The organism is Nostoc sp., assembly GCF_036916575.1.
GTDB lineage: Bacteria > Cyanobacteriota > Cyanobacteriia > Cyanobacteriales > Nostocaceae > Nostoc.
Genome location: NZ_JBALGC010000007.1, coordinates 13,545 through 36,749 on the forward strand (window position 1 = coordinate 13,545; position 23,205 = coordinate 36,749).

Annotated in this window: 20 protein-coding genes and 1 pseudogene; 4 read left to right on the forward strand and 17 right to left on the reverse strand. The window is 43.0% G+C overall.

The genetic code is table 11. From position 1 onward, the window contains the following. Positions 1-50 precede the first annotated feature (50 nt). From V7L29_RS03165 to V7L29_RS03205, 9 genes are all read right to left on the reverse strand, one after another. Positions 51-590, reverse strand: coding sequence for a YqeG family HAD IIIA-type phosphatase (locus V7L29_RS03165; protein ID WP_334690442.1), 540 nt, complete (start codon positions 588-590; stop codon positions 51-53). A 54-nt stretch (positions 591-644) separates the two neighbouring features. Beyond that, positions 645-1,271, reverse strand: a complete 627-nt coding sequence (locus V7L29_RS03170; RefSeq protein ID WP_334690443.1) for a hypothetical protein — start codon at positions 1,269-1,271, stop codon at positions 645-647. Positions 1,272-1,499: 228 nt separating this feature from the next. After that, positions 1,500-2,072, reverse strand: coding sequence for a DUF3727 domain-containing protein (locus V7L29_RS03175; protein WP_334690444.1), 573 nt, complete (start codon positions 2,070-2,072; stop codon positions 1,500-1,502). Positions 2,073-2,213: 141 nt separating this feature from the next. Continuing rightward, positions 2,214-2,690 carry a Holliday junction resolvase RuvX gene (gene ruvX / locus V7L29_RS03180; protein ID WP_442944121.1) on the reverse strand — a complete coding sequence of 159 codons (477 nt, stop codon included), beginning with the start codon at positions 2,688-2,690 and terminating at the stop codon, positions 2,214-2,216. A gap of 1 nt (position 2,691) precedes the next feature. After that, positions 2,692-3,948 (reverse strand): GNAT family N-acetyltransferase, encoded by a 1,257-nt coding sequence (locus V7L29_RS03185; RefSeq protein ID WP_334734508.1) that lies wholly within the window; start codon positions 3,946-3,948, stop codon positions 2,692-2,694. Between the two features lie 204 nt (positions 3,949-4,152). Further along, positions 4,153-4,359: a hypothetical protein gene (locus V7L29_RS03190; protein ID WP_273769525.1), complete on the reverse strand. Its 207-nt coding sequence runs from the start codon at positions 4,357-4,359 to the stop codon at positions 4,153-4,155. A gap of 143 nt (positions 4,360-4,502) precedes the next feature. Continuing rightward, entirely contained in the window at positions 4,503-4,994 is a 492-nt protein-coding gene (locus V7L29_RS03195) for a hypothetical protein (protein WP_334690447.1), read from the reverse strand. Positions 4,995-5,115: 121 nt separating this feature from the next. Continuing rightward, entirely contained in the window at positions 5,116-7,254 is a 2,139-nt protein-coding gene (locus V7L29_RS03200) for a pentapeptide repeat-containing protein (RefSeq protein WP_334734509.1), read from the reverse strand. 177 nt (positions 7,255-7,431) lie between these two features. Beyond that, a complete protein-coding gene (locus tag V7L29_RS03205) occupies positions 7,432-7,776 on the reverse strand; it encodes a hypothetical protein (protein WP_334690449.1) in 345 nt (114 codons plus the stop codon). A 335-nt stretch (positions 7,777-8,111) separates the two neighbouring features. Here V7L29_RS03205 and V7L29_RS03210 point away from each other — a divergent pair, with 335 nt between their 5' ends. After that, positions 8,112-8,543 (forward strand): hypothetical protein, encoded by a 432-nt coding sequence (locus V7L29_RS03210; protein ID WP_334690450.1) that lies wholly within the window; start codon positions 8,112-8,114, stop codon positions 8,541-8,543. A 123-nt stretch (positions 8,544-8,666) separates the two neighbouring features. On the opposite strand, the gene V7L29_RS03215 is transcribed toward V7L29_RS03210, so the two are convergent. The 7 genes and pseudogenes from V7L29_RS03215 to petB form a co-directional block, all read right to left on the reverse strand. Then, positions 8,667-9,038, reverse strand: coding sequence for a hypothetical protein (locus V7L29_RS03215; RefSeq protein ID WP_334690451.1), 372 nt, complete (start codon positions 9,036-9,038; stop codon positions 8,667-8,669). A gap of 74 nt (positions 9,039-9,112) precedes the next feature. Next, the gene (locus V7L29_RS03220) at positions 9,113-10,294 is read right to left on the reverse strand and encodes a glycosyltransferase family 4 protein (RefSeq protein ID WP_334734510.1); all 1,182 of its coding nucleotides are present in this window, start codon (positions 10,292-10,294) and stop codon (positions 9,113-9,115) included. Between the two features lie 10 nt (positions 10,295-10,304). Then, entirely contained in the window at positions 10,305-10,514 is a 210-nt protein-coding gene (locus V7L29_RS03225) for a GDP-mannose 4,6-dehydratase (RefSeq protein WP_442944123.1), read from the reverse strand. Continuing rightward, positions 10,477-10,563 (reverse strand): annotated as a pseudogene (locus V7L29_RS35370) (GDP-mannose 4,6-dehydratase); the annotation flags it as partial. The pseudogene V7L29_RS35370 and the gene V7L29_RS03225, both read right to left, overlap by 38 nt. A 571-nt stretch (positions 10,564-11,134) precedes the next feature. Further along, positions 11,135-11,578 carry an ATP-binding protein gene (locus V7L29_RS03230; protein WP_334690453.1) on the reverse strand — a complete coding sequence of 148 codons (444 nt, stop codon included), beginning with the start codon at positions 11,576-11,578 and terminating at the stop codon, positions 11,135-11,137. A 360-nt stretch (positions 11,579-11,938) separates the two neighbouring features. After that, the gene (gene petD / locus V7L29_RS03235; protein ID WP_334690454.1) at positions 11,939-12,421 is read right to left on the reverse strand and encodes a cytochrome b6-f complex subunit IV; all 483 of its coding nucleotides are present in this window, start codon (positions 12,419-12,421) and stop codon (positions 11,939-11,941) included. A 255-nt stretch (positions 12,422-12,676) separates the two neighbouring features. Continuing rightward, complete coding sequence (gene petB / locus V7L29_RS03240; RefSeq protein ID WP_334690455.1) at positions 12,677-13,324, reverse strand: cytochrome b6; 648 nt, start codon at positions 13,322-13,324, stop codon at positions 12,677-12,679. Positions 13,325-13,874: 550 nt separating this feature from the next. On the opposite strand from petB, the gene ctpA reads away from it, so the two are divergent. Together ctpA and aroQ are read left to right on the forward strand one after the other, a co-directional pair. Beyond that, on the forward strand, positions 13,875-15,119 hold the full coding sequence (gene ctpA, locus V7L29_RS03245) for a carboxyl-terminal processing protease CtpA (protein WP_334734511.1): 1,245 nt from the start codon (positions 13,875-13,877) through the stop codon (positions 15,117-15,119). Between the two features lie 221 nt (positions 15,120-15,340). After that, a complete protein-coding gene (aroQ, locus tag V7L29_RS03250; protein ID WP_334734512.1) occupies positions 15,341-16,021 on the forward strand; it encodes a gamma subclass chorismate mutase AroQ in 681 nt (226 codons plus the stop codon). Positions 16,022-16,072: 51 nt separating this feature from the next. Here the strand turns inward: aroQ and V7L29_RS03255 are convergent, their stop codons facing one another. Continuing rightward, entirely contained in the window at positions 16,073-22,024 is a 5,952-nt protein-coding gene (locus tag V7L29_RS03255) for a trifunctional serine/threonine-protein kinase/ATP-binding protein/sensor histidine kinase (protein WP_334734513.1), read from the reverse strand. Positions 22,025-22,573: 549 nt separating this feature from the next. On the opposite strand from V7L29_RS03255, the gene V7L29_RS03260 reads away from it, so the two are divergent. Then, a partial coding sequence (locus tag V7L29_RS03260; protein WP_334734514.1) for a PAS domain-containing protein occupies positions 22,574-23,205 on the forward strand: 632 nt, incomplete at its 3' end.

A 23,205-nucleotide genomic window follows, 5' to 3' on the forward strand; every position in this document is an offset into this window, starting at 1 on the left:
CCATAAAGATTCCTTAATTATTTCTTTAGATTTACTTTCCTGACGATTTCTCAACTTTTGTGAATCTTAGTTTTCTTGGGGGTAATAGAGGCTCCTAAGATTTCTGATATCCAAACTTCAAAGTTGCGTATAGGATGAGAGCGGAGCGCTACGTCTGCATGAACAATCGGTTCGACTAAAATGGTAAACATTCCCAGGCGATTACCTGCTAAAACATCGGTAAACAAGCGATCGCCTACCATCCCCACTTGATGCACTGGTAGATCCATTGCCCTAAGTGCTGCCCTAATTTTGCGTCGGGAGGGTTTGGCTGCACCCAAATAGTAAGGGAGGTTAAGCGATCGGGCAATTCCACCAATTCGCGCTTCACTCAGGTTGTTACTGACCAAGCACAGTGCAGTACAGGTGCGGATTTGCTCCACCCACTGTCGTAGTTCTGGGGAAGCTATCCCTACTGTAAAGGGAACCAAAGTTTCATCTACATCCAATACCAGCCCCTTCAGCCCGTATTGTTGGATCATATCCAGTGTTAGATTTAATACTGAGCCTTCTAAAATCAAATCAGGCTGTAAAAGATTGTTCCAGATCATAGTTAACAGTCAAGTTTAAGTGGCTCCAGACAAATGAGCATAACCCAATATAGTTTAGTTAGTCGAACTCCATCCTGGAATATCTCCCTGAACACTTTGAGATAAAATTCCTAAAATCTTATCTATCTCTTTGATGTAATAATTACTCAAATCAATAAATATATCGTTTTCTTCTAACTTCAAAAACTTCCAAATATCACCCGTGGTTACCGCACCGTAAATTTTTCTGATTTCATTTCCTTCTTGTTGATTAAACAATTGTGCTGCCAACATTGCCGCCGCACATTGACCTAATCCAGCTTTAATATTTTCATTTTTTGCTTCAATAATAACCACCACAGGCACATTAATTGTTAGTTGCTCTTTAGAACGACTGATGATAAAGTCACAATAGCCATTCAGACCTTTTTCTACATCTACATTAAAATCTGTTCCTGAAAATAAACTAATTGGATAATTAGCCCTGCGTCTTACCTCCAACAATATCGGAGTGATAATCATTTCTGAACGTGCTTTTTCAGTATTAATTGCTAAAGCCAGTTCTGTAGTTTCTTCTAAGGAATTTTTGAGTTTATCACTTGCCTGTAAAGGTTCTATGTCGGCACATAAATCAGTTTCTTCATCAATACGGATGCTAAATGACTTTTTAAATTTACTTAATGTAAAGTCGCTATAAGCCATTTTCAGCACCTCATATCAATTTTGGATTTTGGATTTTAGATTGAAAATCCTTGCCAAAATGCTTTTTTCAGAATCTTAAAGAACACAAACTATCCCAATTTTATATTAATGTTTCATTGCTTCCACATTTAATGGGACATGGTAAAAGGTTTAAGTAAATTTTGATTACAATGAAAATTTCCAATTAAAAAATTCAAAATGTTATATTTTCATTTTGAATTTATAATCTTATTCCACTTCATTAAAAAGATGTTCTTCTAACAGAGGTTGCACTTTGCGAAACTCTTCTGGAGAGAGTAATTCAGGTTGACCTGTTTTTGCTATCCGTGCAAAAAATAACAACGGATCGAGGGGTGTATAAATTGCATACTCCTGATCCTCATCATAGAAGCTAGCGAGTAGCTGTAATTGCTCTGGCTCTAAATCTGCCTCTTCGTCTTCGATTTCTAAGGTGAAGAGTTCTGATTCTTCAACTGGCGGTAAATCACCTGCAACTGTCAAAGCATAAGCTGTGTTCTTCAATATCAGGTTCTGCTCAGATAGTACAGCTTGAGCATTAGCAAAAATTTGCTCAATGGTGGTGTCGTCTTCTACCAGAACCGCTTCTTCTTCCTCACCCTCACCTTCCCAAGAAAAAATTTCTACAGGTGAGTCTACAGGAAGAAGCAAAACGTATTCTTGTCCATCTACCTCTAGGGAATGCTCTATGTAACATTCGAGCGATCGCCCTTTGTCATCGGTTAAAGTGATGGAACCCGCATGAGCGTTATCATTTTCTTCAGGAAATGGAGAGGAAAACATAGCCGAAATATAGAAATTTAATAAATACCAGCAAGTTTAGAAATCGTTAAACTATTTAATAACATATTATGTCAATCAAATAGCTTTATACATAGATACAACTGCCGGCTAATCGTTTTCAGAATATCATGTTAAAAGCTATCAATACTCAATCGCTGCCACTGAACTGCGGGAGTTGGCACGCTTAACATCCAGCCATTGTTGTAAAATCAAAGCGGCTGCTTTGCGGTCAATTAAACCTTTATGGCGTGACGGGGAGCGGTTTTCAGCTATCAGCAGTTGCTCTGCTTGAAATGAAGTTAATCGCTCATCCACATATTCCACAGGCAGTTTTAGTGCTCTACCAAGTCTTGTAGTAAATTTCTGAACTTGACGCGCCTGAAATCCTAGTGAGCCATCCATTGAATAAGGTAAGCCCATAACTAGAACTTGCACCTCACGTTCATTAACTATTTGTCGGATTTGCTCGACATCCTGCTCAAAAGATGTTCGCTCAATTGTGGTGATTCCCGTGGCAATTAAACCCGTGCGATCGCACCCTGCCACTCCAATCCGCTTGCGACCGAAATCTAGTCCCAATGCTGAAATAAATGGTTTTGGGTACTCCTGGGATATCACACTAATTCTCCTGCTGTGCATCTGTTGATTCCGGAATCGGCGATGCTTCCATGCTAGGGTTTTTTCCCGAAAAGTTAATCGGTTCTGACTTGCTTGGCAGTGGTTTATCTGACGATGGCAACTTTGGTGGTTGTATCCATGACATTCCACCTGGTATAGGTTTACGTGCCGGTTGTAAACCTTGCAGCATATCAGTCCACTGAATTCCTTCTAAGGAGACGAATTTAGACTCTCGTAGCTTGTGCCACACAGAGCGAGACATAACTAATGTGTGTTCTATGCGTTTTGCTCCAATTCGTTCCAAATACTCTTCTCGCTCTGCCTGATAGTCTGAGGAAGCTAGTTGTAACCCTTGCTGGGGAAAATCTTGGGCAATACGAGCCAGTTGAGATAGTAATTCTGGATACAGCCAGGTATAAGCAGGATGAACTGTCAGCGTTGCAACGTGGGGAACTTCACCTTTACGGTCAAGTTGCACTTGAAAATAGCCGATCGCAGCTTTGCGTTGGGGTTCAAATACGTAACCACTCACTACTTCCATTTTGGTCAGCCATTGCTTCACTGCATCAGTTAAAGCGCCGAACAAACTGGTTTTAAAGTCGCGGGTATTGCGGTCAAAAACCTGACGTACTAAAGGTGGCATTGATGCCGTATCTAGTTGATATAACAATTGGGCATCAGCATTACTCACTGGCAACAGGTTGGGCAAGTCTGGCTCTGCTTGTGCCAATTCAACCAGTAATTCTGACCCAATTTCCCAGTATGTCATTTCTGCCAGACGCTGGAATCCATTTTGTCGATATAGTGCCAGCGCCTCGATGTCGTTGATGTTGACTTCCAATAGCCAAGTGCGAGCTTCCAAAATCGATTCAAAGCAATGACGCAAAAGTTGCGAGCCAATTCCTTGTTTATCGACACCACGCTTTAACAGAACTTGATCAATCCGCCAAGTGCTACGTGTCCGGTTAAAGGGTGACACCTGAATCATCCCTAGAAGCATCCGCCCTTGCTCTGCGACATAAGCACAGAGGCGAAACTGTAGCGGGTTAGGAAACCAACTCAAAAATTTGAGTAATCCATACCAGCGACGCAGCCTTTGCATCTGGCTGACGGCAAAACCTGCTCCCTTGGGAGTGAGGGCTGCGAATGACTCTTGAGTTATATGCTCAATCCCGTCCAGATCCCGGTATTGGACTGGTCGGATAACAACGCTGAGGTTTCTGGGAAGTAATGAAGTCATTTTAATTCGAGCCGCCATTTAGCCTTAACTAACTGCTCTTCAAAGGAACCGCTGCAATAATTTTAACTAGTTTCTGCCCCTTCATATTGCGCCAAAAGGGTGATTTTAGTAACTTAACACTTAAAAAAGCAGAAAAAGCAGACCTTGTGAGAACACCATTGGCATTGACCCAACAACATCTGCCTTTATTTTATTGGAATTTTGATTAAAATTTGTATATATTTATAGCCCTTGTCGAGAAACTAGCTTTTCAAAGTGGGCTTGGGTTTGATGGAGTAATTGCTGGCGACTATCTACCAGTGTTTGCTTCAGGGTTGGAACAAGATTGCGAGCTTGCAGAGTCATATGAAGTTGTAGGTTGGCGACATATTCACTGAAATCTTGATTCACTTCATCTGCGCCCGCATCCGTTAATAAATTTGATTCCATTGCCACTGTATTCTCCTGTGTTAATCCTGTGCTGTCTCTCTCATGACCAAAAATTATCACGTTGTTTGCACTAACTTCTGAATTTGCAATGAAGTTTAACGCTTCTTAGGGATAGTGATCGCTCTAGGGTTTTCATCTGCCCATTAAAACCTCAAACCAACACCACCTTGTACTGAGATAGCTGTACCACTGCTATCACGGTAGGCATCAAAAGCGATAATGGCGTTGCCAAAAAGCACAGTATTGCTATTAGGGATCATATAATCAATGCCCGGTTGTAAAGCAAAACTAATTTTGTCGCCCACAGGAGAAGATCCACCACCACCAGCCAACACCAACCCAGCACCCAGGTAGGCATCAGCTTGCCAGTTGAGCGGTAAATCGTAAGAAACCGTTGGCACAACTGCCGTATTATTACCAATTAACACTTGGGCACGCAGTGAAATTGGTGCTTCCAAAAGCTTGTAGCGGCCGGCTATAACCCCCCCGAATTGGACACCATCAGTAAAACCAATAGTGGGGCCTATACCAATATAACTGCCATAGGCTACTTGAGCTTGCACTGGTTTAGTACTCGCCAGACTCAAGACCAAGCCAGCCCCCAAAACTGAAACCAAATATGGAATATACTTCATAACCCAACTCCTCACACCAATTAGTCATTAGTCATTAGTCATTGGGCATTGGGTATGGGGCATTGGGAAAACTCTCCCCCTGCTCCCCCTGCTCCTCTGCCCCTCTGCTCCCCCTCTCATTCTACGGGCAACGGGGATGAATGCCTCCTTGAGTACAAATGTACGCTAATTGCTTGGCATCTAAATTTTTGGCTTGAGAAAAATCAACCCCTTGGACTACGGCAGATACTGAACCTAAATCTGGGGTTTGGACAAATTGATCTGCTGGATCTTGTTTGCTAGGGGCGAGAATTGCCCCCTTAAAATCAGCTCCGACGACATTTGCCCCCCGTAAATCTGCAAGACTCAGGTCGGCATTTTGCAAGTTAACGTTTTCCATCTGGGCAGAACGCAAAACAGCACCAGTTAGACGAGTGGCGCTGAGGTTAGCATTGCTGAGATTAGCACGATCCAAATATGCGCCTGATAAATCTGCCCCTTGCCAATCAGTGTTAGTTAAGTTGGCAAAAGATAATTGCGTTCCTATGGCAGTAACGCGACCTAAACGCGCAGCGTACAGATTGGCTTCGTTCAATTTGGCGTCGCCTAAATCTGCTCCAGTTAAGCTAGCTTTTTCCAAAACTGCGTTTCGCAGATCGGCTCCTACTAGTTGGGTGCTGTTGAGTTTAGCCTCAAATAGACGCGCGTTGGATAAGTTGGCTCTGTTGAGAGTGGCACGGCTCAAATCGGTACGGTTCATCAAGACGCGACTGAGGTTAGCATCAGTAAGATTGGCTTGCTGCAACTGAGCTTGGCTTAAATCAGCGATCGCATCGTCGTAAGTATCCCAGCGTCCATCTTCACCCACGCCTCGAAAGCGGCTACCCTTCAAACTAGCTTGGTTAAGATTTGCAGATTTTAACTTAACTCCTGATAAATCAATGTTGTCCAGTACCAAGTTAAACAAGGAACTTCTTGGAGTACCGCTTTGACCTAATTGGGTGCTACTCAGGTCAACGCCCTCAATTTTACCGCTGTAAACAGAGAGAATCTTGTTGATCGTCCGCTGGTTTCTTTGTAGCTGCCCTTGCCGCAATTCCCGTTCTTGGGTTGCAGTGCTACCCACAGACTCCAGTTCACCCACCAAAAACTGATTCTTATTTTTTAATTCTGGAATGGCTTGGGGCCCGATAGTTGTCAAAGCTTGTTGAATCGTATCCAAAAGGTTGGGGTTGGTTTCGCTGACCAATAAATCCGCCAGAAATTTAATCGACTGTGGGTCATTAAGACCACCCATAGCCAGAATTGCACTTTGGCGTTGCTCATTAGTCGCCCCAGAGTTGGAATTCAATTGGTTGCGAAGTTCGTCGAACTGTTGCCTGTTAATTTTCTCGGTTGCTCGTTGGGATTGTTGAATTTGGATATAAACTTGAGTGCCTATTAAAGTTGCCAACACAGCAGTCATACTCGTCAGCCCTACCCCAAACAAAGTCAGATTAGGATTTTGCTGTATCCGCCGCCACAGATTAGGCGACTGGTTGGTTTGGGCTGCCGCTAATTCTTCTCCCTGTTGCCATTCTTCTGCTTGATCATTACCGCCAGCAGACTGAGCTTGTCTATTGCTAGCTAAAAGTGCATCTATTGTATAAGTGCCTGCAAGTTGATCATGTAGTGCGCGACGCCTCCGGCGTGACGGTAAACCTATGCCTTCACCCACAATTATTAACAAAGATAAAAATGTAAATAATCCTAAATTAGGAAAAGCAAAGCTGTAGCGCCACAATAGATAAGCTATAGAAATGGGTACAGTCCAACGCCCAACTCCTTCTCTAATCACAACTGCCCCCAATCCGGGCGGCGTCCCTTGCTCGTTGACAACCCGCACTTTTAACCAACGTTTAGGAATTGTGCTACCAGTCTTAGCTAGTAAATACAATTGCCACCACGAGAGAGTTACAGGCGCTAACAAGGCGATTGTCCATAAAATATTAGTCGGCCATGCTACGTTAGGGATGCCATAGCTCACAGGCAGAGCCAGGGGTCTGGCGATCGCTCTTTGGGTGACTACCAGCACGGGATTAAGCGGCACTCGGTTGAGATCGCTTCTAGAATTGGCATAGACACCAATGCCGAAGGGAATCAACCCACTAGTAACTACTAGTGTGATTTCAGCTGCCCAAGCTGCAAAACGCCTACTTGCTAGCAACAGCGAATTGGCTCTTTCCGGTTTTTTTGACTGACCAGATTGATTACTAGTTCTCCTGACAATTGGTGTCGTCATCGCATAATTCCCTTTGACATTATTTCTACGCCGCGCTCGGCACAATTAAAATAGATTAAGCTAATCGGCAAAAACAAAAGCATATTGAAATAGAATTTAGGAGTCATAAGTCAGGAGCCGTTTGTATTCTGGCTCCTGACCTCATAACTACGGCTTGCAAAGTAAGTGCATATCAACTTATTGCTTACGTTGAAAGCTACTAGACACAAAAAATTTGTATCCAACATACACTAATACTGCCAAAAGTGCCAGACTGATTACAGATGCAACCAGTTTAAACACTGCTTGCAGCATCGCCAAGCCTACTAACACCGTCACACCCGAAACTAGCAGCTTTTTCGCCCCAGATAAGCTATTGAACCAAATCTGAAATCGCTCTAGTTGCAAGTTCAAGTTGGCAAAAACAGACTGAGGCGTTTGTTTTTGTGATTGTGATTGTGGAACCACCCCAGGTGGGGAATTAATCTCTGCCTCTAGTTGATTGAGGCGACGCTGTAAGTCTTCTTCTGGTTGAGGATTCATCAATCTTTTTTACTTCAGTTAGCACACTTATTCAACAATAAACCAACCAAATTCTATTTTTGGTGGTTGTCTTAGTGATTTTAGCTAATGTCTGTGCGTGCAAGACCTTTCTGGACAGGTAAAAATTATGTTTTTTTCTTGTTGTCTTCCAGACATCTATATTTCTGATGTAGAGACATTGCAATGCCACCTCTCTACACACATCCATCAAATCTCTACAACTGAATAGTATTGCTTTATACGACAGCTTTAGGAACCAAGACGGATTGCTGTCGTCTATTAAATCAGACTAGATAACAACATTGCTCTAAAAAAAATTTGGAGCATTAATTAAAATGAACACGCTTAGGCTAGTTGCAATTGTTCCCACAGCTTTGGCGATGAGTTTGGTTTTCACTGAAGCTAATTTGGCACAGAAACCAACAATCCAAATTAATCGGAATTTCCAACGAGATCCACTGATTTTGAACGGAAAGTCTGGGGGAACTGTCAAAAGTAATTGTGGCAATATTACCACTGCACCCAATCAAGTTATCCAGGTTACAGAGTCACTACCTTATTTGCGATTAACAGTAGAGAGCCAAGGGAAGCCAACGCTGTTGATCGACGGGCCTGGGGGGCGCTTTTGTGTAATGCCAGATAGCTACTCTGGAGGCAAGCCAGAACTTTCTGGTTACTGGCAAGCAGGCAAATATTTGCTGTATGTAGGCGAAATATCCCAACTAGAGTATAGCTACACCCTCTCAATCTCGCAAAAAAATAAATAGTCATTAGTCATTTGTCCTTTGCTAATCACCAATGACCATTGTACAGACGCGATTAATCAGCCAGCGTGTTGCGGGGGTTCCCCCCGTTGTAGCGACTGGCGTCGCGTCTGTACTGACTAATGACTAATCTTCCAGTGATTGGGCTGGAACTTCGACAGCAGTGACATCAATTGTGCCTTCTGGTGTGAAGCGCTGAAAATGACTATTTTGTACTAACAGTGACTCCCCACAGTTAGGACACTGCAACTGACTGTTATTTAAACCTGTAAATTCATATGCACAGACGGGACACTGATCGGCAACCAAGTTGCGTTGCAGCCACCAACGAAAGCCAAAAAAAGCTATAACGGGTGCTAATAACAGCAATCCGAAAATAATTAGCAACGAATTAACCAACCAACCCAAGCCCAGTGATGCCAGCAACCAAATAACTGCCAGCAGGGTGATCCAAGGGCGGAGATTTAAAAGATTCAATTGAAATGACTTAAAGCTCATTTTTTAAATGTCGTCCTGCTATCCTCTAGGATAGCGATTTTAGTCATTAGTCATTTGTTATTAATCATTTGGACTTAAATGGACTTGATTACTGAGGATAGAAGCATTTTTTGCAAGTGCTGTTGCAAGGCATCCATGCCAAACACAGCGATCGCCTGTTCTCGCAGCCACTCTCCATTACAACGCTGGTCATCCCCTTGAAGCATTTCTATACAAGCTGTTGCTACAGCATCAGGACTGCGGTGTGGTACTCGCCATCCCAGTTTACCATCCTGTAAGGGGTCAGCTGACCCATCGTCGTCACCGGATAATACAGGTACTCCACAAGCCATTGCCTCCAGATAAACAATGCCAAAGCCTTCTTGCGAAGGCATAATATAGGCATCAGCAAGGCGGTAATGTTCGATTAATTCTTCTGTGGCAACGAAACCAGCAAACACGACGCGATCGCTCACACCTAAATTTTGTGCAAGTTTAGCTAATCGCGGTTGGTCATCACCGCGACCAATTACCAAATATTTGACTTCTGGGAAAACTTGAGCGATTTGTGGTAATGCCCGAATCGTTACATCTACACCCTTGTAAATATCCCCTGACCATAACCGCGCTACTGTCATTAACACCTTAGCACTAGTTAAGCCATACTTCTGGACTAATTGTGGCTGCTTGGAACCAGGAGTAAATTTATCCCCATCAATTGCACAAGGCATCATCTGTACCATTTTCGGGTTTAGACCATTAGTAACACAAGCGCGATCGCGGCTGTAGCGACTAATTGTCCAAATTCCAGCTGCTGATGTCAGGGCGCGACGTTCTTGATTTTTCAGCGGTTCCCAGACTTCTTTACCGTAAGTTAGCACGGTGTAAGGAATCCCCAAGGGCTGGCAAAGAGTTTGGATTAATACTGCTAAATTAATATGACCGCAGAAAACTTGCTGCGGACGGCTTTGCAACAGACATTTGAGTAAAGCTGCTGCCATTTGCAATCTCCCCAAATAGGGAGACTGATTTTTAAAGTAATGAAATTTTAAGTTCTCGTCTTCAAACGGATTTAAACTATCTGGACTATCTCGCAGTAAAAAGACTTCTGCCTTGTAGGCTTGGCTCAATCCTAGATAGGCGCGAAAAATATCTTTTATATATGATTGAATACCACCTTCGTGGGCAAAAATTTCTAAAAACACAAAGACATGGTTAGTTTTTTTGTTAACTTTATCACCTAACTTGAGGTTTTCTGTGACTCTAGTAATGTGCATGTTAGGTTATTTACACTCGCGGTAAAGGCGCGATGCCTGCGGCAAGGACTTCATCCAACGCACCGCTTTGTAACCGCTCCAAATCTGTTTTTAACATTTTTTCTAAAAGTTCCTCAAAGCTCACTTGGGGTTCCCAGCCGAGGTTTCTTTTAGCTTTACTGGGGTTAGCTACTAGTTGAAATAACTCGGTAACCCCGGTTGAGGAGCAAATGGCTGAGATAGTAGCCATCTTGACCAGTTATTCCGGTAATTAGGGCTGTCTTAGCCATATTTTCTCCCCTATTCTCTCTATCTCTCTAAGCACAAAATGGCACTTGTTAGAGAATAAAAATAAGGCTTTTAACACTGCTGACAGATCTTAACAAGGGAAGTAGTATAACTCGAATGTTACCTTTACTGTATTTACTAATTCTTTTTATACAACAATATTCTTTGAGGTTTTACAAAAAAAATCATAATAACTAAGCAATTTCACATAAAAAACATACTACCCCAATCGAGATGTTATTGAAAAAGGAGTATACTTTTATCAATCAAATAACTACATAACAAAGCAAAGACTCCTTTTGCTGGTTTTTCTGTTTTGAAGTAAATGGCTCAACTTTGGGCAAAATCTCCGTACCTCTACTCAAAAGCAAGCTACGCGCAGCATCTTTGCTCGGAGAAGTTATGTTTGTCTTACTCTTAAGTAGAATCTCAGATAAGGCAGCGTTTCGTAAAGAAGACAAGACAAGCTCTCAGACGCTGCTGGTACTCCTTCCCTACGCTCTGCCTTTGCTCAAAACCCAAAATTGGCATTAGAAGTATTTTTACCTTCCTTTACCTTGGACTACTTCACTTTTACTTTTGTGCTTCTACCGAGTATTTAACAATCAGGAGGCAATTTCTACCATCTGCACCACGTTCGTATACAACACGGTCAGCCAACCGCCGCAGAAGAAACCATCCATACCCGCCAACTTGTAGAGTACCTGGCTCTGGCTCTGCGAGCGCATCAGGATTGAAAGGTTTTCCATAATCCCAAATTCTAATTTCTAGTCGGTCAATCCACAGATAAACGTTAATCTCAATGGTTGTTTCTGGGGGTAAAGCATGATGAGCGTGACGAACAGCGTTGGTAAAGCCTTCTGCTAATGCTAAATTGAGGCGATCAAGTTGAGTTTTTGACCAGCCAAGTTGAGACAAATGTTGCAGACAAAATTGCTCGAACCATTCTTGCACCTGGTTTAGGAGACTGAGTTCGCTCTTAACCGTCAGATGGTCTTGCTGCACTATGCTAAGCATTAACTGTGACTTAAATATAAGTAAACCCAAGTTGCTAGTTATTAAGTTTTGCCAATAGCGCAAAATTTCTCTGACATAGAAAAATTTAAATTGAGATATTTTGTTTACCAAAATACAAAACATGAGCGATTTTGGTATTTCGAGGGTTGTAACTAGCAACTTACGTTAAGTAAGTGAAAAATGTTTGTATTTGGCGACTTTTAGTGATTTTAGATTTTGGAATAGCTTTTCAATCCAAAACTTAAAATCCAAGATGTAATCTGAACTATTAAAATTGACGCCTGTAGATTTTTTTTTCAAAAGCACATCTGCATATGCTCTTGAAACTCACAGGCGTCAAAGCACTTTGTGGTGACTAATTTAGAATAGTCCCAAGGTCAAAGACTTATCCAATGGCAAGGCAGCACCAATACCCAGCCACAAGGTGACAAGGGTACCAAAGAGGAATACTGTGGTTGCAACTGGACGGCGGAAGGGGTTTTGGAATTTATTGACGTTCTCAATAAAGGGAACGAGGATTAGCCCCACTGGTACCGAACCCATTGCTAACACTCCTAAAAGTTTGTTAGGAAGCGATCGCAAAATCTGGAATACCGGATACAAATACCACTCTGGCAAAATTTCCAATGGAGTGGCAAAAGGATTTGCTGGTTCACCTGTCCCGGCGGGGTCTAGCACAGCCAGAGCTACAATAGCCGCGAACGAACCCATGATTACGATGGGAAACACGTAAAGTAGATCGTTAGGCCAAGCTGGTTCACCATAATAGTTGTGACCCATCCCTTGGGCAAGTTTGGCTCTTAATTTAGGATCGCTCAGATCAGGTTTTTTTTGTGTTGCCATTTTGAAATGTGCTCTCTTGCTTAAGTTAAATTAAAGCATTTGTGAAAGCTATCAGCTACTAGGCAGCCCTAAGGCGGCAAACAGCGTTTGTCTGTCTACGGTCAGCCGCCTGGAGGGTCTCTACAGCTTTAGGCTTCAGATACAAGTGTTTGTTTTTTGGAACTTATGTGCAATTAATTTCTTGTGTTTCATAAGTTTAGAACAAACAACTTCATCTGAGAACTGACAGATGTTACCTTTCGCTAATAGCTGAAATTACAAAGGACCGGAAATGCCTTGCTTGCGGATCATCAAGAAGTGGAACAGCATGAAGACTGCAATCAACCAAGGCAGTACAAAGGTGTGTGCGCTGTAGTAACGAGTCAGTGTTGCTTGACCAACACTCGAACCACCACGCAAAAGGTCGGAAATCAGAACGCCAACCACCGGAATTGCTTCTGGTACGCCGCTAACGATTTTCACAGCCCAGTAGCCAACTTGATCCCAAGGTAGGGAGTAGCCTGTGACGCCAAAAGAAACGGTAATTACAGCCAGGATGACACCACTTATCCAGGTCAATTCGCGGGGCTTTTTGAACCCACCGGTCAGGTAAATCCGGAAGACGTGCAAAATCATCATCAGCACCATCATACTCGCAGACCAGCGATGGACAGAGCGAATTAGCCAGCCGAAGTTGACTTCATTCATGATGTACTGCACTGAGGAGAAAGCTTCAGCGACTGTTGGCCTGTAGTAGAAAGTCATGGCAAATCCAGTGGCAAACTGGATGAGAAAGCAAACCAGGGTAATTCCACCCAGGCAGTAAAAGATATTGACGTGGGGAGGAACGTACTTGCTAGTAACATCTTCAGCGAGCGCCTGAATTTCTAGGCGTTCCTCAAACCAGTCGTAAACGTTGGCCATACAATCTCAAGTCCCTAAGAATCGGTTGCGGTTGATAAATCCCGAAGTTCTAAATCGGCGACCAAAGTTCCGATAGTCCTAAGCCTTGGCATCCTGCGGATTCGCCTTTAGGCTTTCCTGTTTCCCATTCGCGATAGCGTCTTTGCAGGAGAAGTCGTTACCGAGGAGTAGGGTAGCAGCAGAATTGTCTACAGACTTCTCAGAAGCCGCCGCTCAGACTTCTCTCCCAATTAGCAATTTTGGGATTTTAGTAAAGGGGAGTTTTTTGTTTGCTTGTCATCAGCTTTCAGCGTGCTAAGAGTCTTCAGAAACTTTACACTCTGTAAAGATGGAATATATTGCGATCTCTTTACGCCCCTGCACAAAAAATGGTGGACACAAAGTAGATTTTATCCTTTGGTGAGTGAATACAATGCATCAGTTGAGTGAACAACTTGATGAGAGGAATGCACCACTTCTATAAAAAAAGTAACATAATCGAGAGATAGATTTCATCAACAACAGAGCAACTGGGCATTTCTAGGCAATTTGGGTTGAGGTGGAATTGATAATGGGGTTCATGAACAAACAAGTTTTTCGGGTTGGATTTTCATTGCTAATGGCGTTTTGGTTGGCGTTTGGTATACTGAGCCAGCCTGCGGTGGCTTTGACGACGGAACAAAAGCTGGTTTCGGAAGTTTGGCGAATTGTTAATCGCACTTATCTAGATGAGACGTTTAATCATCAAAACTGGGCGGCAGTCCGACAAAAGGCTCTGGAGAAGCCGCTCACAGACTCAAATGCCACTTATACGGCAATTGGGAGGATGCTCAAGAGCCTCGATGATCCTTTTACCCGCTTTTTAGATCCGGAACAGTACCGCAGCTTACAGGTCAATACCTCTGGGGAACTGACTGGGGTAGGATTGCAAATTGCCCTGAATCCTGAGACTGGGAAGTTGGAAGTAGTAGCTCCCATAGCAGGTTCACCAGCAGATAAAGCGGGGATTAGACCACGCGATCGCATTCTCAAAATTGAAGGCATTTCTACAAAAAATCTCACCCTTGATGAAGCTGCAACCAAAATGCGCGGCCCGAGTGGCAGCCTTGTGACTCTCCTGATCGAACGGGACGGAGAGGCAGAAAGGGAAATTAGACTTACACGCGATCGCATTGCTCTTAACCCTGTGGTTTCCGAATTACGTGTTTCCACGGGGGACATGCCCATTGGCTACCTTCGCCTCACTCAATTCAATGCCAACGCCTCAATGGAATTGGCACACGCTATTTCTAGTCTAGAAAAAAAAGGCGCTGCTGCCTACATTCTGGATTTACGAAATAATCCTGGGGGGCTATTGCAATCAGGAATTGAAATCGCTCGTCTGTGGTTAGACTCCGGCACAATCGTCTACACTGTGAACCGACAAGGCATTCAAGGTAGTTTTGAAGCGTTTGCCCCAGCCCTGACGAACGATCCTCTGGTGATTTTGGTGAATCAAGGAACTGCCAGTGCTAGTGAAATTCTCGCCGGCGCACTCCAAGATAATGGTCGTGCCCTGTTGATAGGCGAAACCACCTTTGGAAAGGGCTTAATTCAATCCTTATTTGAATTATCAGATGGTTCGGGCTTGGCAGTCACAATTGCTAAGTATGAAACTCCTCAACACCGGGATATTAACAAACTAGGTATTAAGCCGGATACAGTAATTTCCCAAGATCCAATTAACCGTGAAGAGATTGGAACAGCAGCGGATCTGCAATATCAAGCAGCAGTGGAACTTTTGGTTAAAAACTCGGTGGTAGCGGGAAAAACGTAAAAAGTTAGGAGTTTGGAGAGACGCGATTAATCGCGTCTGTTTGGAGTTCGCCTTGTTCCCAGTCTCTGACTGGGAATGATCGAATAAATTGTGAGCCGATAGCTGCTGAACTTGCTTTTTGTCAGTAAATATGAGATATTTTGTCTGGGATTGAAAATACTGTATTCCTGTGGAATTAATGGAAATTACTGCTAAGTAGCAGAGTGTATAAACTTTTTGACATGAATTTAAGTTTTTTTAGAAAGCATCCACTGTTGTTAGCCATAATAATTTTCTTTGGGCTTTCTTTTAGTAGTACAGTAGTTGCTGCCAACTTAAAATTATATTTCGCTGCTCAAAACTCTGGGCCAGTGCAATTAACAAATCCTCAAGCTATTACGACTGCAGATCAACAAGTACCTGTAGATAAATTACTAAAATTGATCCAGCAGCGATTAATAATTGCACATGATGTAGCCCGGTGGAAATGGAATCACAAACGTCCTATTGAGGATTTAAAGCGCGAACAAGAGTTACTATTAAAGGTTAAGCAACAAGCAACAACCCATAGTTTAGAACCCGATAGAGTTGCAGGATTTTTTAAAGCACAAATAGAAGCAGGAAAACTCATCCAAACAGTTGATTTTCAAAACTGGCAAAAGCAAGGCATTAAATCTTTTCCTAACGTGCCAGACTTAAACCAGACATTGCGACCATCGTTAGATAAATTAAACACAGAACTTGTCTTTGCTTTAACAGAACTGACTCCTGTTCTAGGTTGTCCGCAGATATGGCAATTAATTCAGTCACGTTCCCAGGTGATTATTCAGGGAGATGGTATTGATCAGCGAGTGCAGAACCTAGCAATTTCACCCCTGCGGCAATTTCAAAGCGCTTCTTGCAAAGTGAATAACTTCCATTGATCGGGCTAGCGACAAATTATTTTTATCCGACAACAACTGCGATTTTCTCGCTTATGCCGACAACGGTAGCCGAATCGCAAATTCAGTTCCTTCGCCAAGTTGAGAATTCACCGCGATCGCTCCGCCATGTTTTTCCACAATAATTTGACGGGCGATCGCTAATCCTAATCCTGTTCCTTTACCGACAGCTTTCGTCGTAAATAAATGGTCAAATATCTTTTGTTTTACCTCTTGAGTCATCCCCTGACCATTGTCAGTAATGCTAATTTTTACACATTCATTTTCTACTGATGTTTTAATTGTTATCAGGTTAGGATTAATCTGAATTTCCTCAAAACTTCGATTTGTATTTGATTCATCCAATGCATCAATAGCATTTGCTATTAGATTCATAAATACTTGATTTAATTGTCCAGGAAAACACTCAATTTGAGGTAAAGTGCTGTACTCAGTTATCACTTCAATTGCTGGACGTAGCTCGTTAGCCTTGAGACGATGTTTCAAAATTAAAATCGTGCTGTCGATGCCTTGGTGAATATTAAACGGCACTTTATAATCTTTGTCGGCACGGGAGAAAGTTCGTAAACTGGTGCTGATATTTTTCAGGCGATCGCACGCCATTGTCATGGAATCAATCATCTTGGGCAAGTCTGATAAGCTATAATCCAAGTCGATTTCTTCAGCATGGTCTTTGATTTCATCACTTGCATTGGGCAGGCTAGATTGATAGAGTTTTAAGTGTTCAACAATATCAGCAACAGTGGGTTTAGCTTGTTTGAGACTGGCAGCAATAAAACCGAGTGGATTATTCATTTCGTGAGCTACACCAGCAACTAAGTTGCCCAGTGCTGACATTTTTTCACTTTGGATAATTTGTAATTGGGCGTTTTGTAAATCGTTCAATGCTTGTTGCAAATCAAGTGATTTTTGCTGCAAAGCAAGTTCAGCTTTTTTGCGTAAGCGAAGCTCGTCGTAGACATCGCTAATATCTCGCATCACGACTACCGCACCGAGTTTGTTACCCGAAGCATCAAAGATCGCTTGTCCGCTGGTTAAGAAAATTCTTTTAGAACCATGCTTCGGCGCAATTATCATTTCAGCGTTTTCGACTATTTCTCCTTGCAAGGCGCGAAACAGTGGAATTTCCGTTGTTAATAGGGGTGTTTGACCATCAGGTTGATAGAGTGAGAAGTGTTCTGTCCATTGTTCTGGTGGTAATGATTCTACTGGTAAGCCATGAAATTCACGAGTTGCGTTATTGAATAAGGTCAACTTGCCACTAGCATCACAGACAACAATCCCATCGGTAATATTGTGAATGATCGCATTCAAAAATTCTCGTTCTTTGGCTAGAGATGCTTCAGCCTGTTTTAATTGTGCTATTGATGCTTGTAAGACTTGTGATTTTTCCTGTTCTTGGGCATACAGTCGGGCGTTTTCTAAAGAGATTGCGGTTTGAGTACAAAGTAAGTTGAGCAGTTCAACGCGATCGCTGGTAAAGGCTGCGGTTGTCAGGTTATTTTCCAGATACAATATGCCAAGCAACTTACCCTGATGCAAAATCGGGCTGCACAAGATACTCTTCGGCTGCTGTTGCTGAATATACGGGTCATTGATTAATTGCGGATGCACAGTGGCATCGGTAATTACCACAGGTTGGAAGCTGCGTTTAACAGTGTTAATTAAGCCAACTGGCACATCAACAGAGTCTTCAACAGGCTCTGGGTTGAGTAACATTGGGTAAAAATCGACGTGGGCAATTCCCTTGTTCTCTACAGATGTGACACCAAAGGAAAGCTGTGCTAGCGCCTGAATTAGTAAACGACCTGACTCCAAAAGCATGAACACACACTTATCGGCTCCGGCATTTTCAATCAGGATATGTAGCAACGCCGAGAGCAGTTTTTCGAGTTCGATTTCCCCAGAAAGGGTTTGGGAAGCTTTGAGAATGGCAGCTAAATCTAAAGCAACAGAGACACTGCTACTATTAGAAGTGGCGGAACTGGTGGAGGTGATACTCCCCAATGTAAAGATAGTTTCGTGAGTTGAGAGGGGAGAACGGGTTTGCTCTAAGATGGGGGCAAGGAGTTGGGGATAGCGTCGTTCCAAGTCGACGACTTTGGCTTTAGCGCCCCAACGAGCATAATTGTAGTAAGCTTGGGTGATGTATTCCTGAGCAATGCGCTCTTTACCCCAGTTGAGGTAAAATTTGGCGGCTAGTTCATTGGCTAAGGCTTCTTCGTTGATGAACTGATGTTCTTGAGCAAGAGTTATGGCTCGGTCATAACACTCAATGGCGGCGATTTTTTCACCCAAAACTCGATAACGTTCAGCCTCAATTAAATACCATTTATGCAAGTGATTCATCGGGGCATTTTTTGCCCATTGATGCAGAATAGTTTGATGGGTTCCGGCTTGGGCAAGTATATGGGCTTGCTCTGGTTCTGGCTTTGTGGGGAAGAGTGCTAGGTGCGTTAGCGCAGCATAAAAATGGAAAATGGGAACAAAAATTAGTCCCGACACTGCTATTAAATACGGCTTGATTTGGTCAATATAATTGAGCGCAACCGAATAATTGTCCCATGAGTAAGCTAGCAGCAGTTTATCAATGTAGCCCATAGCGATCGCAGTCAGATCATGATCCTGATGGTGCTTAGGAATCATCACAGTTTCATCGTAGGCACTGCCGATTAAGCAATCCGGTTGACTCACAGGTTCTCTCAAATTTTTGACTGTCTGCCATATCATGTCCAAATAAACTTGAGGGGAAGATAGTTTCACTTGAGCCAAAGCGCTGCTGTAAACTGCTAATTCAGATTCGCAAATGTCTAGCTCTACTCCAGCAAACAGTCTCAGATTGTTATAACCCACAATGCTATAACCAGCACGTAGAAAATCGCCACTTTCCATACCAGTCGTATAGCTATGTTTCAGCGTTACTGTCGTTGTCAACAGAGCTTCGCGGTGATGCTGAATAAAATCCCCAAATAGATGTAGAGTCATGGAGTTATATTCTGGTAAATTGAGCCGCTCTAGTAAGTTCAGCGCCAATTTACCAAAACTGTAGCCCGTTTCAACTTCTCCCAAAACAGCACACAGCACCAGTCCATGAATCGCATACCCCACCATTGATGTCGGTGTATTCCCAAACTGGAGCGATAAACTCACCATTTTTGAGCTAAGGAGGGGTAATAAACCCGGCATTCCCACAAAAACTGCTGGAAACAACTTTGCTAATAGTTGCATTGCTGCCACTGATGTGGGGTTAGTCATTATTGGCAGATCAACTAGTTTCGCAATCTCTCTATCTTGCAGTTGGCTAGCAATGGCTTGTAGGGCTTTGTCAATGTCGGCTGCATCAGATTCGCTAGGGAATTCCACCCCCAATTGTAAGAGTGCATCTGTTGCTATTGCGATCGCCTGCAACATTTGGCTCTGAGTCGTTTTTGCTACGATTTGAATTTCGTAGATTTTCACTTTGTCGAAAATCGTCTGTGCTTCTTGCAGCACCAAGGCTGTTATCTGTTCCATACCCTCAAAGTCACCATTTAAATAGGCAACTTCAGCAGCCGTAACATACAGATTCAGAGTCAATTTATACGTGTGTTGCCAGCAGTTTGTCTGTAGTAACTCTAACCCTGTTTGCAAATAAACCCTTGCTGCTACGTAAGCTGTAGAATTTCTCGCTTTAACTCCAGCTTTTAAATTCAGTTGAGCTAATGCTTGGCGATCGCTCACTTGAGTAATTAACTCTTGTCCTAAATTCAAATGTCCAACAATATCAAACAGTTTTTCTTCTTGCTCTATTTCGGAGAAATTTTGTCGGAGTAAATGTCCAATTTTGAGATGAGTTGCTGTTTTTTGATTATCGGGAATCAGCGAATAAGCCGCTTGCTGTACTCTGTCATGTAAAAATCTATATTTGGCTATTTGTTTACTGGTATTCTCATTTGACAGCAAAAATCTCTCATCATCCTCTGCCTGATAAAACTTATAAACATCACTAATCGGTAAAATTAGCCCTTCTTGTAAAGCTTTCCATAAATTAGCAGCCGTTTCGATTTGAGATTGTGACAAAACGATCGCCAACGTTGCCAAATCAAATTGGTTGCCAATACAAGCTGCTAGTTTCAAAATATCTTGAGTGTTGGATGGCAATTTCTGAAGCTGTTGTGCCATAAATTCCACTACATCATCAGTGAGAGCAAGCGATCGCACTTGCACTACATCACACTGCCAAAAACCTGCCTCCCAATCAAAGGTAATCAGCCCATCCTCATGCAGCGCTTTCAGAAACTGAGTCGTGAAAAATGGATTGCCTTTGGCTTTTTGATAAACTAACTCTGTCAACGGCAGTGCCCGTTCCGTTGCACAACTGAGTGAGTCGGCGATCAAATTGTTCACATCTGCTTGACTCAAGGAAGCTAGGGTGAGAGTGTTGACGCGGGAGGATGCCTTTTCAATTTCATCTAGCGTCAACATGAGTGGATGAGCCGCAAACACCTCGTTATCGCGGTATGCACCAATAATGAATAGATAACCCTGAACGCTTTGGGCCATCAACAGCTTCAGCAAATTGAGCGATGCCGAATCTGCCCACTGCAAGTCATCGACAAACATCACCAACGGATGCTCTCTTGTTGTGAAAACTTGAATGAACTTTTGAAACAGCAAATTAAAGCGATTTTGTGCCGCACTGCCTGATAATTCAGGGATCATAGGCTGTTTGCCGATCATTTGCTCCAGTTCAGGAATCACCTCGATCAGGACTTGCCCGTTCTCTCCAACTGCCGCTAAAATCTTGCTCTGCCATTGCTCCAGTTGGCTATCGCTTTCACTAAGCAATTGTCCCATCAAATCACGGAAGGCTTGTACAAAAGCAGACAGAGGAATGTTGCGGTTGAACTGGTCGTACTTGCCCTTGATAAAGTAGCCGTTCCACCGGACGATCGGCTTATGCACTTCATTGACGACTGCGGTTTTGCCAATGCCAGAGAAACCTGCCACCAGCATCAGTTGGGAGCCACCATTAGCAACATAACCAAATGCCTCCAGTAACGTCTGCACTTGTGATTCCCGTCCGTAGAGTTTTTCTCTGATAATAAAGCGATCGCTAATATCGCGCTGTCCCAAATCAAACCAGGTGTGCTTGCCTGTTGCTCGCCACTGCTCTAAGCAGGTCACTAGGTCATGTTTCAGTCCTAGCGCACTCTGATAGCGGTCTTCGGCGTTCTTCGCCATCAGTTTGCGGACAATCTCGCCCAGCATCAAGGGCAAATCGGGGTTGAGATCGCAGACGAAGGGTGGAAGCTTGGCAATGTGGCAATGCACCAACTCCATTGGGTCATAGGACTCAAAGGGCAGTTCTTTGCTCAGTAATTCAAAGAAAGTCACGCCTAATGAATAGAAGTCGCTGCGGTAGTCAATGCCCCGGTTCATCCGTCCGGTTTGCTCTGGCGACAGGTACGCTAGCGTTCCCTCCAGTCCGTTGGGACTTTGGATCTCCTGGGTTTCTCGTGGTAGGAGTGAAGCAATACTGAAGTCAATCAGCTTGATTTGTTTTGTGTCAGGGTGAATCAAGATGTTGGCTGGTTTAATGTCTTTGTGAATGACGCGCTGTTGATGTAACTGGTGTAGCGTGTCTATCAGTTGCAGAGCAATGGCAAGGAATTGCTCTAAAGTCAATGGTCCTCCTTGGGTAAATTCCCACAAGGAAATGCCACCAAAGTCTTCCATGACTAAAGCATAGCCGTTGCGATGGGCTTCTAAGCTGTAGGGCTTGATGATCCGGGGAATATCTAGGTTTTTAGTGATCGCATATTGGTTGCGAAACTGTACTAGTTCGCTGAAGGTAGGGTATTCTCGTTTTAAGAGCTTGATCACAACTGCTAGGCGATCGCATTCTCGTACTGCCCGATACACTTGGGTGCGAGAACCGGAATAAAGTTGCTCTATGATTTGGTAGCCAGCGATCTTTAAAGTTCCATCAACTTTTGCGCTCATAGCTTTTTTTGAGAATTCCTGTGTACTAAGGTTAGAATTCCCAGGACAATATCTTGGTTAACAAACGTTACAAAACTTGCATTCAGGATTGGGGGGAGGAGGGCAGCTTCAGTAGATGTGGCGATCGCTTTTTGATGACTTAAAATAATATCAGAACTCAATAATAATTATCAAATTACTTCCCATTATTGAGAATGAAAGCTGGTTTAGCGATGCCTACGGTGGCAAGCTACGCATCAAACACCAAAAATAAACCCGGTCACGCTAGGACGCTTGTAGCATCGTCAGGGCGGAAGGCAACGTGATGAATAGTGAAACGGGGTAGTATGTTCGGATTGGCCCGATCATTCGCATTCTCTCCACTTGCAACATGGCGATTAAACTTATAAAAACTTAAATGTTAATTTTTTAGTACTTAAGGGAATACTAATTAAAGTTGTGTAAAGCTGACTCTTTTTATTTTATAGGAACAAAAAAGAGTATTTAGAATACACAATAGTCAAGAATTTGGGTATGCCCTTCATTTATTAGTTTAGGTAGTAAATTCATATGGTAAATTTGGTAAACAAGCAAGTTCAAGAAGCTTTATTTCGCCTTGCGGCAATTGTAGAGTCCTCTGAAGATGCTATTATCAGTAAAACCTTGGATGGAGTAATTCTTAGCTGGAATTTTGGGGCAGAAAGACTGTTTGGTTATAAAGAACAAGAAGCGATCGGTCAATGTGTGACAATGCTTATTCCTAATGATCGGATCAACGAAGAAGCCCAAATTATTCAGAAAGTGAAACAAGGAGAACGAGTTGAACACTTTGAGACCGTACGTCAACGCAAAGATAAGACACTGATTGATATCTCGCTAACAATTTCTCCAATTAAAGATACAACAGGCAGAATCATTGGTGTCTCCAAAATTGCTCGTGATATCAGTACTTCTAAACAAGTTGAAAAAGCTTTATTTCACCTTGCGGCAATTGTAGAGTCCTCTGAAGATGCTATTATCAGCAAAACCTTGGATGGAGTAATTCTTAGCTGGAATTTTGGGGCAGAAAGACTGTTCGGTTATAAAGAACAAGAAGCGATCGGTCAACATGGGATAATGCTTTTTCCTAGCGATCGAATCAACGAAGAAGCCCAAATTATTCAGAAAGTGAAACAAGGAGAACGAGTTGAACACTTTGAAAC

Coding starts and splice junctions, on each gene's coding strand:
- ctpA (WP_334734511.1), top strand. CDS start 13,875: ATGGGGTTCATGAACAAACAAGTTTTTCGGGTTGGATTTTCATTGCTA.
- V7L29_RS03205 (WP_334690449.1), bottom strand. CDS start 7,776: ATGAATCCTCAACCAGAAGAAGACTTACAGCGTCGCCTCAATCAACTA.
- V7L29_RS03190 (WP_273769525.1), bottom strand. CDS start 4,359: ATGGAATCAAATTTATTAACGGATGCGGGCGCAGATGAAGTGAATCAA.
- V7L29_RS03175 (WP_334690444.1), bottom strand. CDS start 2,072: ATGTTTTCCTCTCCATTTCCTGAAGAAAATGATAACGCTCATGCGGGT.
- V7L29_RS03165 (WP_334690442.1), bottom strand. CDS start 590: ATGATCTGGAACAATCTTTTACAGCCTGATTTGATTTTAGAAGGCTCA.
- petB (WP_334690455.1), bottom strand. CDS start 13,324: ATGGCCAACGTTTACGACTGGTTTGAGGAACGCCTAGAAATTCAGGCG.
- V7L29_RS03170 (WP_334690443.1), bottom strand. CDS start 1,271: ATGGCTTATAGCGACTTTACATTAAGTAAATTTAAAAAGTCATTTAGC.
- V7L29_RS03195 (WP_334690447.1), bottom strand. CDS start 4,994: ATGAAGTATATTCCATATTTGGTTTCAGTTTTGGGGGCTGGCTTGGTC.
- V7L29_RS03230 (WP_334690453.1), bottom strand. CDS start 11,578: ATGCTTAGCATAGTGCAGCAAGACCATCTGACGGTTAAGAGCGAACTC.
- petD (WP_334690454.1), bottom strand. CDS start 12,421: ATGGCAACACAAAAAAAACCTGATCTGAGCGATCCTAAATTAAGAGCC.
- V7L29_RS03200 (WP_334734509.1), bottom strand. CDS start 7,254: ATGACGACACCAATTGTCAGGAGAACTAGTAATCAATCTGGTCAGTCA.
- V7L29_RS03215 (WP_334690451.1), bottom strand. CDS start 9,038: ATGAGCTTTAAGTCATTTCAATTGAATCTTTTAAATCTCCGCCCTTGG.
- V7L29_RS03255 (WP_334734513.1), bottom strand. CDS start 22,024: ATGAGCGCAAAAGTTGATGGAACTTTAAAGATCGCTGGCTACCAAATC.
- aroQ (WP_334734512.1), top strand. CDS start 15,341: ATGAATTTAAGTTTTTTTAGAAAGCATCCACTGTTGTTAGCCATAATA.
- V7L29_RS03220 (WP_334734510.1), bottom strand. CDS start 10,294: ATGCACATTACTAGAGTCACAGAAAACCTCAAGTTAGGTGATAAAGTT.
- V7L29_RS03210 (WP_334690450.1), top strand. CDS start 8,112: ATGAACACGCTTAGGCTAGTTGCAATTGTTCCCACAGCTTTGGCGATG.
- V7L29_RS03185 (WP_334734508.1), bottom strand. CDS start 3,948: ATGGCGGCTCGAATTAAAATGACTTCATTACTTCCCAGAAACCTCAGC.